Genomic DNA, 14,123 nt, shown 5'->3' with positions numbered 1-14,123 from the left:
CAATTTCTAGTTTCTAATTTCAACGCCCAGACCAGGTTTATCCAGTAACAATATCTTCCCTGCTTCATTTCCAACGCCAATGTATGGATCATCTGCCAAGAGAACATTTCCATCCAGGTCCAACCAGCGTGCAAAGGAGCCCAACTGTGACATGGCTGAAATACCAATTGAGGTTTCAACCATACAGCCTAGCATGATATCAAACTGGTGTTTTTGGGCTAATTCAACCATCTTCTTGGCATTGCTCAGACCACCGCATTTCATCAATTTAATATTGATCCCATCATAAACCCCTACCAGACCAGGAATATCCTTTGGTCGAACAGAATTTTCGTCAGCAACCAGGGGTAAGGGTGAGAATTCTCTTAATTTTGCAATATCATCAAGCTGATTTGCAGGCATGGGTTGCTCAAGGAATTCTACATTTTCCTGGACCAACCATTCAGTGCCTCGTTTGGCATCATCAAGAGTTTTCCAGCCCTCATTTACATCTACTCGCAGCACTTTATCAGTCTCAGCGCGGATGGCACGCATGATCTCGTGATCATAATCCGTACCCAGTTTGATCTTGAGTAGCGGGTAGGGTGCTGCTTCAGCAATTTTATCCGGGATAACACCAAGATCAGAAATACCGATGGTATAGGTTGAGATGGCCAAATCCTTGTCAGCTCCAAATAGTTGCCACAGAGCTTGTCCAGCTTGCTGACCATACAAATCCCAAAATGCTGTATCCAAAGCGGCCTGAAGTGAATAGCTGTCAGGAAATATTTGTTCCAGAGCGGCCTGACGGTTTTCATAATCCGATAAGGGCAATTCCAGAATCTGAGATTGATGACCTTCCAAAAAATTCAGAATTGCTTCAGGACCCTTTTCATAACGCTTTGAAGGAGCTGCTTCACCGTAGCCTGTATGAACGCCATCGCTTAATTCCAGAATAACCACATCGTAATAGCTTTCAGCACTCCGGGCTATTTTAAATTCAAATTTGGTAGTGATCCGTTTGATAGACCATTTCAAAGTCAGTCCCATTTTATTTCCTCATAATCATAATTATATTATACTTAGCCTGGTTGGTCAGGAAAAAGGGTCCTGATCACATTTTCAGCAACGATCCTTTTGGGGACTCGAACCATGTCTTCAACGGGCAAGCCGACTTGCTCGTAGATCTGTTGGCATTCATGCTGACTGGCTTCCACACTCAAATCTTTGGAATACATATTTATCCCGAGTACCGGGCTATGTTTAAAGGGTGCCATTAATGATTCATGCAGATCGATCACGGATTTCAATCCTGGCAAAGGGTGGTCATAGTCATCGACAAGTCGGCTGGGCTGGTGAGCGAGGATGAATGCATCTGGCATGGCACCATGAATCAGACCCAGAGTGACACCGCTGTATCCAATATGGGTAATAGCTCCCTGACCTTCAACAATGATCAGGGGAGCCTGGCCATCGACTTTATCGATCTCAGCTTCCACAGCGCCATTGACAAAATCAGAGATCACGGCATCAACAGCAACACCACCTCCAGAAATCATGATACCGGTTTGTCCAGTACCGACAAATATTGAATCAAGGCCAATTCCCTGTAAATGCCGCTTCAGGGTCAGAGCGGTTGTCATTTTACCCACATTAGAATCTGAGCCTATAGTGAGGATAACTTTTGACTGGCGCTTCTTCCAGGAGCCTTGAGCGACTTTCAGACCTGCTGGGGGTCTGCGAACATCCCATATTTGATTTTCATAGGATCTAAGCTCATCAAAATCAGCTAAAAATTGATGAAGTCCGGCCCAGACTTCCAAGCCAGCATCCAAAGCGATCTTTAATTCAGGAAACCAGGCTAATTTTGTGGCTCCACCGATGGGAGCAATTCCAATGACCAGAACATCGGGTTGATATTTCAGCGCATCGTTCATGTGAGCAACAATGGGTATGGCCCCACCATAGCCCAAGACCTCCTGGGCGGTTTGGCCCGCCTTGCTACGATCAATAATAACTGCGACCTCATCTGGCCGGAACAGGATCAAACCATTGGCAGTTTTGCTCCCCAATGAATGTAAATGATCTTGAGCATAGAGTGCAAATCTGCGTTTGGGATGAATCATTATAATGATTCGATCTAACGGTTCTTAAAGTCAGGAGAGCGATGCTCCAGAAAAGCAGTCGCACCTTCTACTCGGTCATCAGTCTTAAAGACATCACGAAAAGCAGTTGCTTCAATGTCCAGACCATCTTTCAGTGGTTTACCGGCACCCTCAAATACTGCTTGCAGGGTAAATGCCAGCGCTTGTGGTCCCTGATCCCGGATAGTCCCCGCCAGTTCTTCTACTTTAGATAAGAGTTCTGCTTGAGTGAAAACGCCATTAACCAGACCCATTCCAAGTGCTTCTGCTGCAGAAACCATCCTGCCAGACAACAGCAGATCAAGAGCATATCCTGTCCCGATCAGGCGGGGGAGACGTTGGGTACCGCCATATCCAGCGATCACACCCAGCTTAACTTCGGGTTGACCAAATAAAGCATTCTCAGAGGCATATCGAAGATGACAAGCCAGGGCCAGTTCACAGCCACCACCCAGGGCAAAACCATTCACAGCGGCAATCACCGGCTTTACACTTGCTTCTATAAGTGAGAATACAGCTTGTCCCCGCAGTGAAAAAGTGTGTGCCTCTTCTGGTGACAGGGAGGGAAATTGACTGATATCCGCACCTGCTACAAAAGATTTTTCACCGGCACCGGTTATCATGATAACCTGTGCTTCTGAATGCTTCTTCAAACTCAGAAAACAGGTCTCCAACTCATCCAGAACCTGCGCATTCAACGCATTCAATTTACTCTGCCGATCAATGGTGACTCTGGCGATTCCCTCGTTGATTTCCAACCGAACAAATTCCATTATGACCTCCAAAAATGTCTATTGAAAAGAACAACCACTGTGAGTACTTCCAGGCGACCAAGCATCATCACAAAAGCCATGACCCACTTTTCAAGATCACTGAAAAATGAGTAATTATCTGTGGGACCTACGTCTGCCAACCCTGGGCCGATATTACAAAGCATGGATACAGAAGCAGTGGTACTCGTGACCAGATCATGTCCAAATCCGGTAAGAAAAAAGGCAAGACCCACGAAAATGACCATGAAAAACAGCAAGAAGGTCGTGGTATTGCGAACTGCATTATCATCCACGAATTGATTGCGAAGCTTTATGGGCAAATAAGCCCGGGGATGAATCATACGCCGTAATTCTGTAATGGCCATTTTTGTGAAAAGCAGGATTCTGATGGCTTTGATACCACCACCGGTTGAACCGGCCATACCGCCTATGAACATGAGTCCAAAAAGCAAGAATTGAGCATAGGTGGACCATTGTTCAAAATCGGCAGTGGCAAAACCTGTTGTGGTGATGATCGAGACAACTTGAAAAACAATTTGGCGGAGAGGCTCTGCTTTGAGAGCCTGAACCGCTTCAATATTGGATCGATAGTAATTTGAAAAGTACAAATCACCAACCAACAGAACGATGGCCGTGCCCAGAATACTCATCCAGAACTGCCACTCCCGACTTCTGATATAGCTAATGAATTTGCCGTGAAGACCGAAATAATGGAGGGAGAAATTAGTACCGGCCATCACCATAAAAATAATGATTACCCAATCAACATAGGCACTTTGATAATGAGCTACTGAGGCATTCTTTGTGGAGAAGCCACCTGTTGCCATGGTGCCGAATGTATGACAGGCTGAATCGAACCAATCCATTGGTCCCAACCACAGTAAGAGAAACTCAACCAGTGAAATAAGAGCATAAACATAGTATAATATCTTGGCCGTTTCAGACATTCTGGGGGTGATCTTGTCACTAACAGGTCCCGGAGCTTCTGCAGCAAAAAGTAAAGTCCCACTTCTACCAGCCAAAGGCATTACAGTAACCGTGAAAACGATGATCCCCATACCACCCAGCCAGTGAGTAAAGCTTCGCCAAAACAAAATGCCATGGGGCAGGCTCTCAATGTCATTCAGGATTGAGGCTCCCGTAGTAGTAAAGCCTGACATGGCTTCAAAAAAGCAATCTGTATAGGAGATTTCTGTGGCAAAGAACATGGGCAAAGCACCAAACAGGGAGGCTGATATCCAGCTCAAGCTCACACTGAGAAAGACCTGGCGAGGTGCCAATACATGGTTATGCCTGGTAAAGATGTAGCCGACACCCCCAACTGATAAGGTGATGATCATGGCTTCAAAAAGGGCTGAAGCATCTCCATCTCCATAGCCTAATGAAACCAGGAGGGATAAACCCATGGAAACCCCGATAATCAGGGTCAGTGCTGCCAGCACGTTAAGGGTGGGCAGCAGACTGAAGCGTTTAGTTGAAAAGTGCTTCGACATCACTTACTCTGGCTGCTCTGGCAAACACAATGGCTCGATCCCCAACATTGATCACACTCCGGCCAATAGCGATCTCCTCACCATCAGGATGAATAATGCCCCCAACAACAGCATCTGGTGGAAAATCAATATTCTGTAGAGGAACTCCAACGATCTTACTTTCTGGTGATGGGGATAACTCGATCACTTCTGTGTCGATCCCTTCCAACATCATCACGGAATGAACTTCCCCACGAACCACATAACGCATAAAGGCATCCACAGTGGATAGGTTTTTACTGACAACTGAATTTATCCCTAATCCTTTAACCAGCGGGATGTAATCAGGTGAATTGATATGGACGATTACCTTATCGACACCCACTTTTTTTGCGATCAAGCCAGCAAATAGATTGGTGGTCTCATCATCTGTGAGAGTAATCAGTGCATCAAAGTCGCTGACCCCCTCACTTTCAAGGAAATCAATATCCAAGCCATCAGCATGCAGCAGTAGCACATCAGGGAGTTCTTTGGCAGCCTTGAGTAGCTTATCCTTGCGATGGTCCACCAGGCGAACATTGAATTGATCTTTCAGATTACGGGCGACGATCCGGCCCAACTTTCCGGCACCCATAATAATGACCGTCTTGATCATTTTCTTCTGTTTGAATCCACAAAGACGATACATTTCCTTGAGTTTTTCTTTCAGACAAACTACAAATATCTTATCACCCGGCTCAAAAACATGATCTCCATCAGGAATTATGGTTTCGCCGTCACGGTCGATCGCCACTGTACGAAAAGGTAATTGAGCATAAGTTTCGCCCAGGTTCCGTAAAGATTTGTTCATCAATTCACACTGATTGGTAGGGGTCAGAGCGACCATATAGACCCGATCGTGATTATAGGTCATAATCTCCTGGGCAGTAGCATGTTGAACCAGATGCTGAATTTCGCGGGCGGCAATTTCCTCAGGATTTATCACTTTTTCAATCCCCAGCTCTTTCAAATCCAGCAGGGCATCCTTTTTTTGATAATCACCACTGCGAACTCTAGCCAGGATCTTGGCGTTAGGATTCATTTTGCGGGCTTTCATGGAAGCCACGATATTGATCTCATCGATCCTCGTCACGGCCAGGAACAGATCAGCTGATCCAACTTGAGCTTCCTCCAAAGTACTGGATTGGGCACCATGGCCTTCAATGGCCAGAGCATCCAGTTCCTGTTTGGCCCGGTGTACTTTTTCAGCATCAATATCGATGATACTGATATCATTTCCCAATTCTGCCAGGGTTTTTGCCAAATAGAACCCAACGCTACCAGCACCAACTATCACAATTTTTTTCTTCATGCCCTAACCTAACACTTTTTTCAAAATTTCCCTGGCCTGGATAAGTTGTTCATCCCCAAAATCAAGATGGGTCACGAGTCGGATCCGCTGGTCATTCACAACAGATACCAGTAAACCCGCTTGCTTGAATTCGGCTTCCAATGCAGCTGTATTTCCTGCAGGAAAAGCCAGAAGTACGATATTGGTCTGGGTCCAGGCGATATCGTCTTCCAATACTCCCAATTCCAGACAGGTTTCAGCCAAAGCTTTAGCCCGTTGATGATCTTCAGCCAAGCGCTCCAGATTGTTATCCAATGCATACAGACCTGCGGCTGCCAAACTGCCGACCTGGCGCATACCGCCACCAAATATTTTCCGAAACCGATGGGCTCTATCAATAAAATCCGCATTACCCACCAGAATCGAACCAACCGGAGCACCCAGCCCTTTTGATAGACAGAGACTCACCGAATCAAAGGGAGCAGCATAGGCTGCTGGATCAATTCCCGTGGCGATCACAGCATTCATAAGCCGTGCCCCATCCAGATGCATGAGAAGACCTTGTTTACGGGCTATTTCTGCCACCAACTCGATCATCGTAAGCGGATAAACCACTCCACCTGCCCGGTTATGAGTATTCTCCAGGGCAATCAAGCGGGTTTGAGCGTAATGATGATCTGCTGGTCTCAAAGCTGAACCAATCTGGTCTGGATCCAAGATTCCATGATCACCTGGGAGCAGGTGCAATTGAACTCCGCTTAACAGGGCTGGTCCGCCCCCCTCATAGTTAAAAATATGGGCATTATAGTCGCAGATCACCTCATCACCAGGCTGAGTATGACTACGAATAGCCAGTTGATTGCTCATGGTTCCCGAAGGAATAAACAGACCGGCTTCCTTACCTAACAAATCAGCAACCCGGCTTTGCAATTGATTCATCAGATTATCTTCACCATAGACATCATCCCCTACATCAGCAGCATACATAGCCTTGCGCATAGCCGCAGTGGGTCTGGTGACTGTATCCGAACGAAGATCGATCATTATTTTCTGACAGTCAAATTAGCGTGTGTAACAGGGATATCATAGGACAGGGCATTTGGTCCGGCAAACACTGCCTTGTCAAACAGGAGAGAGACCTGGTCCGCCAGGGAATCGAGAACACTTATGGGAATTGACAGAATCTCAGGTTCAGAGGTGTTCAACACGTCCCCAGTCATACTGAAGACCAAAACTTTCATTTCACCTCCTGTCCCCTTACTGGTGCTGACCGTAAAACCCGAATTTAGTTCAGTTAGTTCGGGCTGACCAACTTTGACAATTGCCGTATCCCAGGTCAAGGTGAACTGGATGCCTTTGATGACCTGATCAAATTTGATCAAAACCGGAAGGTCGACAACTTTATCAACGTCAATATGGGTCTCTACCACGCCAAAACCCGGGTCACTCAGTTGAACTTCAGGACTTTGTTTGGAGCAAAAGTTGAACAGGATCAAAATAAGCAGGGGTATGAAATATCTGAAACGCATGTTGGATCAATCCTCTTGGTTAAGTAATTCTTTGGCAGCCAGCTGTGTGGCTTCACCAGCCGCACCATCGCCAATGAGCGTGGCGATCTCAGTGATCCGCTCTTCTTCGCTCAAACGCTTGACCCTGGTAACTGTACGACCGTTGATGTAATGTTTTTCCACCCGAAAATGGTTATCTGCCAAACTGGCGATCTGAGGTAAATGGGTGATACTGATCAATTGATGATGCTGACCCAGATCCCTGAGCTCATTACCCACCACCCGGGCTATGCGACCAGAGATACCGGTGTCAATCTCATCAAAGATCACTGTTCCGATGCCATCTTTTCCGGACATGGCCGATTTAATGGCCAACATGATCCTGCTGATCTCACCTCCGGAAGCAGTCCTGGCCAAGGGACGCAGAGGTTCACCAGGATTGGCCTGCATCCAGAATGTCACTTGATCCATGCCTGTCTCATCACCTCTGAACCTTTTACCAGCCAATTCAACAGAACCATTTTCCAGCTCGATTTGTTCAACTTCTATTCGAAAACGAGCCTTGGGCATCCCGAGGTGACTTAATTTCTCTACAATGGCACTGGTGAGAATCTGAGCTTCCTTTTGGCGGATATTTGTCAATAGTTGACAATCCTGAGAGTAGGTTTCAGTGGCAGTCTTGATAGACCGCAACAGCTCTTCCCTGCTCCAATCCGGATCATTCTGCTGATCCAGCCGGCTTCCGATCTTCTGCCAGTAGATCAATAGTTCAGGATAGGTCTTGTTATATTTTTGGCAGAGACGATTGAGGGTTTTCAACCGGGTTTCTACCTCACTTAGTCGCCGGGGGTCCGATCGCACTTCTTTTTCATATTCAGTAGCGAAGTCAGCAATACTCTGGAGTGATACTCTGGCAGCCAGTGCTTCCGGCAAAAAAGTGGCTGCTGTATCAGTGTAAAGGCTTAATCCTTCCAATTGGCTGATGATCTGATTCAAACGCTGGATAGCAGAGCCCTCAATAGCCTCCGTTTCCTGATACAGGGCAGAAGCCTGTTCACTAATGGTCTGGGCATTCTCCAGGATGCGACGTTCTTTTTCAAGATTGTCCAGTTCATCGGGCTGTGGATTTACATCATTTAGTTCCTGCAATTGAAAAGCATATAGCTGGTACTGTTCCTGCCGACTGGTGGCATCCTGCACCCGTTCCCGCAGTTCACGTTTCAGGGATGTGAGGAGCTGGTATTTTTGGGATATTTCACCCAGGAACAGTTCTATTTCGGCATATTGATCCAGAAAATTTATGTGATGTTCTTCATTGAGTAAATACTGGTGTTCATGTTGACCATGGAGATCTACCAGACGGTCGCCCAGTTCCTTAAGTTCCTGAGCCGACCTGAGCTGGCCATTGATCCAAACTTTTGAGCTGCCCTGTAGTTTGATTTCCCGTTTAACGGATATGGTAACTGAATCAATACCCAAGCTGGTCAATCTGGGTAAAACGGCTCGTTTCACTTCAAAAACCGCTTCCACAATAGCGCTGGAATAACCCTCACGGATAAAGTCCTTATAGGCCCGTTCCCCCAAAGCAATGCTCAGTGCGTCCACAATGAGTGATTTCCCCACACCAGTTTCCCCGGTGATAATATTCAAGCCGTTGTCAAAACTGACATTGGCTTCATCTACAATGGCAAAATTTTCAATATGTAGCGTTTTAAGCATTTTGTCTGAAACGCTCCAATGCAGGTATCTTCATCAACAGGGAAAAGGTAATTAAAGAGAGAATAACCCCGAATATGTCAGCGACCACATCTTCCACTGTGGAGTACCGACTGGGGATGAATGATTGATAGAATTCATCAGCAATGGCAGAGAGGGCGCCCACACTGACAGCCAAACGGTAGGATATTTTCAGCTCAGCCCTGGGTTTTTCTCTGAGAAAAGCCCAGATCAGGGTGACCCCGTAAAAATGGTATTCCAGACTATGCAGAATGAAATCCTGGATTCCCCAGGAAAGATTGGTTACCACACGTTGATTCAGGCTTGACAAAGCAATGATCAACGCGACATACAGAACAGCAGGAGCAAAATATTTAAGTTGGTAATTCACCATACTCCTTGAGGGCAGATGGAAGTGCATCAACAATATCACTGGCGATCAGACCCAACACACCTTTTTCCGGCCGTTTCAGATCAGCTGCCTGTCCATGAATGTACATGGCAAAATCCAGCACTTCAGGGATTTTGGTCCATTGAGCCCAGAGTGAGGCGATCACTCCGGTAAGGACATCACCGCTGCCGGCAGTAGCCATTCCGGAATAGCCCGAAGCATTCACTGAAACCATTCCTGTGGGAGCAGCCAGAATGGATGGAGCACCTTTCAGGAGCACATAGACATCATACTCTCCTGAAAATTTCAGGGCATCCTGCCAGGATGGTACAGGGGTATCGGCAAAACCCAGAAGACGTTTGAATTCACCTAGATGGGGTGTCAAAATCGTGGGTGCCGTTCTTTTTTTCAATATCTCCAGATGATCGATCAATGCAAAAAGAGCATCGGCATCGATGACCAGGGGTTTCGGACAGCTCTCGATAAACTTTCTTACAAGATCTAAGGTTTGTGGATCTCGACCAAGTCCTGGTCCTATGGCAACCGTATCAGCCCATTTACAGCCGGCTTCCAAAAGTGGCAGGGCTCCAGAGGCGAAACTCTGTTCTGGAGTCTCAGGCAGGTACTCCACAATGGTTTCCAGTGAGGCTGTCTCGCCGATTTGTCCCAAAGACTTCGGTAAAGCCAGTTTAACCAGACCGGCACCCGATCTCAAAGCTGCAGTGGCGGATAACAGGGCTGCCCCGGTGAATCCCCGTGAACCAGCCATGATATAGACTTTCCCAGCTGAATATTTGTGAGCAGCAGCAGATCTTGTGTAAGTTTCGGGGGAAAAATCACCCTTTTCGAACTTGTGCAGAGTGATATCTTCTACCTGTTCCAGACTATTCTCAGGAAATCCGATATCCACTGGAATTGTTTTTCCGCAATGGCTTCGGGCCGGTTCAAAGAGACAGCCCTGCTTGCCAAAGCCCATGCTGATGGTGAGATCAGCTTTGATACAGGGTTCCAGTATATCGCCCAGGTCACCGGTCACGCCAGAAGGAACATCAGCAGCAACAATACGAGCCTTGCTGTGATTGCAGGCCTTAATGATTTCCGGGTAAGGGGAACGCAGGGCACCACTGATGCCAGTCCCCAGCAATGCGTCCACAATGATATCTGCTTCCTGGATCAATTTGTGTTGGTCAACAGTGTCCTGCCAAACCTCAATACTTAGATCCAATTTTTGCAGGATTTGATAGTGAATCAAGGCATCTCCGTGTATCTGCGATTCATCTGCCACCGTAATAAGAGCAACAGGAACTCCCTGCTGATGCAGGCCGGTGGCGATAACGTATCCATCCCCGCCGTTATTGCCTTTTCCAGTTAAGATGAGGACTTGGGGAGCATTTTCCAGGAAGCCCATGCTTTCCATTTCCTGGATCAGAGCCTGTCCGGCATGTTGCATCAATGTTGCCCCGGGAATACCACAGGTATTGATGGCATAGTCATCGACAGCCCGGTTGGCGGCCATACTAAGGAATGGTTTCACTCGATCAGGACTCCACAACCGCAAAAGCGATGGCCATACTGTGTTCATGTGAGATGGTGACCAGGCAATTTCCTTTAATATGAATCAAGAAAGAAACCTGGGGGCGGCCTTCAGCATCATTCAGGATCTCGATGTGAGAAAAGGAGATCACCTCGTTATGGCCACTTTGATAGATCGCTTTAGCAATGGCTTCTTTGGCGGCAAAACGACCGGCAAAATGAATTTCTGGATGTTCTTTTGATTCGCAGTAGGCAATCTCACCTTTGGTGAAAACCTTCACCAAAAAGCGACTTCCATACTTTTCACGCAGTCTTTTTATGCGACTGACTTCTACGATATCATTGCCTATTCCTTTGATTGCCATGGGTGCTTAATTTATACCGGTGTGTCTAGGGGAAAAGTGGAAATTTTGATTCATTTTTCATCTTTTTTTGCCACGAATTTGACAAAATGTACGAATCTTTGTTGCCAACTGGCAGAGATTCTCAGGATCAAATATTGGGGGAAACCATAGTGCTCATAAAAAAAGGCTGCCACACGGACAGCCTTTTAAGTCTTTTTCTATTGCAAGAAGCGCCTATTTACCTTCACTTGGTCAGTTCATCAATACGATGTTGAGCCATGGATTTCCAACGGGCATCTTTGGTAGCAGCACGCCAGGCATTGATCGCCTCTTTATTACGCTCCAGACCCTTCAAGGCATCCCCTTTTTCAATCAAAGCAGGAGCCCAATTCTTTTTCTTAGCCAGGGACTTCGAGGCTGCCGTGAGAGCAGCTGAATGATTCCCGGAGCCATTATAAGCTTGAGCCAAACGATAGTTCGTCTTGTAAGAAGCTGCTTTTCCAGTTAAGCCCTTCAATAATGAGATAGTCGAATTGTACTTTTCCTGATCAACATAGATCTTGCCCAACAGCTCATAGGCTCTGGTGTATTTTTTATTGACTTCAATAGCCTTTTTAAGGTTCTGAATGGCCAGGCTGTTGTTCTTCTGGCTTTCATAGACCCTGCCCAGCACATAGTAAGCTTTTTCATAGCTGGCATTGATGGAGATGGACATCTTCAGTGATTCAATGGCTTTTTTATTATTACCCATTCCACTGTAGAGCGTACCCAGACCGTACCATGATTTATAGTGGGTCGGATCACTGGTAACAGCATCGCGGTAGAAATTTTCTGCCTGTTTAAGATCCCCATCTTTTTTCGCAATCAGGGCTAATTGATAAAAACCACTGGCAAATGACGGATCCACAGCCACAGCCTTCTCGTATTCGATGCGAGCTGAAGCATAGTCCTTACGCCTGAAATATTTGTGTCCCTCGCTATAGTGTTTGTTTCTTACCATCTCAATGGCTTTGCCATATTTGGTTTCTACAGGATCAAAGGTCATGGCATTGCGAAAGTTATCGGCAGCTTTGATCGGTTCTGCCTGTCGATAATAGACCATGCCCATGCTGTAGTATGTCTCACCTTTAACCATACCCCAAATATCATGGGGCGAGGCATCCATTTTGGCGATAGCTTCATTATACTTTTTAAGGGATTCAGAATATTCAGAACGATCCATGGAACGGCGTGCATCGGCAAGTAGAATATTGATCTTTTCCAATACCTGCCACTCAGCCTGAATAGTCTTATACTCGTCTTCATCCACTGCTTTCATTGCTGACTTATAGGCGTTGTCAGCGGTGGGAATATCAAAATTCTTGATCGCTTCACGTGCCTGATCTACCAGTTCATCTGGATATTGTGCCATTAATTGGCCAAAGATTGAGATTAATAAACAGGTGACTATAGCAAACTTTTTCATGCTTCATGCTTCCTTAAAAAAATATCATACTTTTCAAATGTCCTGATCTGATGACCCAACAAGCGGTCACCAATTCCATCGATCAAAGACCGACACCATCACTTGAGACTTACTCTCAAGTGGCGAGCAATATAGACGGTGTGCTTACTTTTGTCATTGATTTTATTGAACCCAATCAATCCATAAATATAACGTTCTTCATAAACAGATGTTTTTCTCAACACCATAAATCAATACCATTTCAGGTGTCCAGCGCCTAGATTTTCAGCATTCAAAGAATTTAAAGTGTGAACCTTATTTTTGAGGAACTGAACATGAACAAAAGCACCAAACTCTATTTGCTATTCATTCTATCACTCCTCTTGAATCAATGCTCAATCTTTGCACCTGATGAAGAGGTTACCAGAAATATCCTGGTGGCTTACGATATTCGAAATAGTGGATCAGGGCGTTCTGATTATGATATCTGGCTAACTGACTTTGATGGTGAGGGTGAACGGGTTTTGGTATCTGAGACCAGTAATGAGTATCAACCACGCTTTAACAAGGATGGTAGTGGCATCTTCTATATTTCCACCGCTGGAGGGGATCGGGATCTGTTTTATTTAGATACTGCCGGCACTGCCTCTATCCAACTGACCACTGATCGCTGGATCAGTAGCTATGACGTATCACCTCGGGGAGACAAGCTGGTTTTTGTTGATGATGTTGGGGGACGGTCACAAGTTTATGAGATTAATATAGATGGTCAAAACCTAAACTTGCTGACTCGCGGTTATGACCCGGTCTATACTGACCATGGCGACGCGGTCATTCTGCTTAACTCAGAGGGATCCCGAAACATTAGAAAAGTGACTATTGGCAGTGCGGATACACTTGAGATCACAACGGCTGCTCCCAGCTCATGGATTATCGCTATTGCGGCTGAAAGAGAAAGGTTCATTGTTTGGAGCAGACCGGACCATCTTAGTAGTTACTCCTATTATTTCATGAGTCAGGATGGAGATTTTATTAATTCTCTGACTTTTAGCACAGGCTTTAATGGTAGACCAATTCTTTCTGGTGATGGTATGCAAATTGGTTACTCAGCGTACTCTTCAGCGACTAAAGGAGTGGAGATCTTCGTAGGCAACGTGGCCCTTAGCACACCCCTTCAATTGACCAAACAGGGCTTGGTGGCTCACAGCCCACAATTCTTTCCCGGTGATGACTTTCTGATCTATACACTGGAAAATGGAGACGATTATTTTTTGTATCATATCGATTCAAAAGGTAGAAATAAAGTCCGCATTACCAGTGCTTTGAGATATGCTCCCATACAGTACGATGTCTTTGTGTATTGATTCAGGAAAACACATGCCATTCAAAATTGACGCCTTCGCAAAAAGTCCCTCTCGCACGTCTACGCTCTACAAGCTTCGCCGCACAGGCAGAGCGCGCAGAGCGTTGCATTGAGCCTGTCGAAATG

13 protein-coding genes are annotated in these 14,123 nt (G+C 46.0%); 1 reads left to right on the top strand and 12 read right to left on the bottom strand.

Annotated features, from left to right (window positions below):
• Positions 1–6: 6 nt before the first annotated feature.
• The 12 genes from U9Q77_07955 to U9Q77_07900 all read right to left on the bottom strand — a co-directional run bounded on the left by U9Q77_07955 (position 7) and on the right by U9Q77_07900 (position 12,655).
• The gene (locus U9Q77_07955) at positions 7–1,029 is read right to left on the bottom strand and encodes a dipeptide epimerase (GenBank protein ID MEA3287294.1); all 1,023 of its coding nucleotides are present in this window, start codon (positions 1,027–1,029) and stop codon (positions 7–9) included.
• 32 nt (positions 1,030–1,061) lie between these two features.
• The gene (locus U9Q77_07950) at positions 1,062–2,105 is read right to left on the bottom strand and encodes a DUF1611 domain-containing protein (protein MEA3287293.1); all 1,044 of its coding nucleotides are present in this window, start codon (positions 2,103–2,105) and stop codon (positions 1,062–1,064) included.
• 14 nt (positions 2,106–2,119) lie between these two features.
• A complete protein-coding gene (locus U9Q77_07945) occupies positions 2,120–2,896 on the bottom strand; it encodes an enoyl-CoA hydratase-related protein (GenBank protein ID MEA3287292.1) in 777 nt (258 codons plus the stop codon).
• Positions 2,896–4,389: a potassium transporter TrkG gene (locus tag U9Q77_07940; protein ID MEA3287291.1), complete on the bottom strand. Its 1,494-nt coding sequence runs from the start codon at positions 4,387–4,389 to the stop codon at positions 2,896–2,898. The genes U9Q77_07945 and U9Q77_07940 overlap by 1 nt, the downstream gene beginning before the upstream one ends.
• The gene (gene trkA / locus U9Q77_07935; GenBank protein MEA3287290.1) at positions 4,367–5,719 is read right to left on the bottom strand and encodes a Trk system potassium transporter TrkA; all 1,353 of its coding nucleotides are present in this window, start codon (positions 5,717–5,719) and stop codon (positions 4,367–4,369) included. Before trkA ends, U9Q77_07940 begins: the two co-directional genes overlap by 23 nt.
• Positions 5,720–5,722: 3 nt before the next feature.
• On the bottom strand, positions 5,723–6,742 hold the full coding sequence (ltaE, locus tag U9Q77_07930; GenBank protein ID MEA3287289.1) for a low-specificity L-threonine aldolase: 1,020 nt from the start codon (positions 6,740–6,742) through the stop codon (positions 5,723–5,725).
• Positions 6,742–7,227: a hypothetical protein gene (locus tag U9Q77_07925; GenBank protein ID MEA3287288.1), complete on the bottom strand. Its 486-nt coding sequence runs from the start codon at positions 7,225–7,227 to the stop codon at positions 6,742–6,744. The genes ltaE and U9Q77_07925 overlap by 1 nt, the downstream gene beginning before the upstream one ends.
• A gap of 6 nt (positions 7,228–7,233) precedes the next feature.
• Positions 7,234–8,925, bottom strand: coding sequence for a DNA repair protein RecN (recN, locus tag U9Q77_07920; protein ID MEA3287287.1), 1,692 nt, complete (start codon positions 8,923–8,925; stop codon positions 7,234–7,236).
• Positions 8,918–9,316 carry a VanZ family protein gene (locus U9Q77_07915; GenBank protein ID MEA3287286.1) on the bottom strand — a complete coding sequence of 133 codons (399 nt, stop codon included), beginning with the start codon at positions 9,314–9,316 and terminating at the stop codon, positions 8,918–8,920. The genes recN and U9Q77_07915 overlap by 8 nt, the downstream gene beginning before the upstream one ends.
• Positions 9,297–10,847 (bottom strand): NAD(P)H-hydrate dehydratase, encoded by a 1,551-nt coding sequence (locus U9Q77_07910; GenBank protein ID MEA3287285.1) that lies wholly within the window; start codon positions 10,845–10,847, stop codon positions 9,297–9,299. The genes U9Q77_07915 and U9Q77_07910 overlap by 20 nt, the downstream gene beginning before the upstream one ends.
• A gap of 4 nt (positions 10,848–10,851) precedes the next feature.
• Entirely contained in the window at positions 10,852–11,211 is a 360-nt protein-coding gene (gene acpS / locus U9Q77_07905) for a holo-ACP synthase (GenBank protein ID MEA3287284.1), read from the bottom strand.
• A 223-nt stretch (positions 11,212–11,434) separates the two neighbouring features.
• Positions 11,435–12,655: a tetratricopeptide repeat protein gene (locus U9Q77_07900; protein ID MEA3287283.1), complete on the bottom strand. Its 1,221-nt coding sequence runs from the start codon at positions 12,653–12,655 to the stop codon at positions 11,435–11,437.
• A gap of 314 nt (positions 12,656–12,969) precedes the next feature.
• On the opposite strand from U9Q77_07900, the gene U9Q77_07895 reads away from it, so the two are divergent.
• On the top strand, positions 12,970–13,998 hold the full coding sequence (locus U9Q77_07895; protein ID MEA3287282.1) for a hypothetical protein: 1,029 nt from the start codon (positions 12,970–12,972) through the stop codon (positions 13,996–13,998).
• The last annotated feature ends 125 nt before the right edge of the window (positions 13,999–14,123 follow it).

It is taken from the genome of Candidatus Neomarinimicrobiota bacterium, assembly GCA_034716895.1.
GTDB lineage: Bacteria > Fidelibacterota > UBA8477 > UBA8477 > JABMPR01 > JABMPR01.
This window is presented reverse-complemented; position numbering and strand designations above follow the sequence as displayed.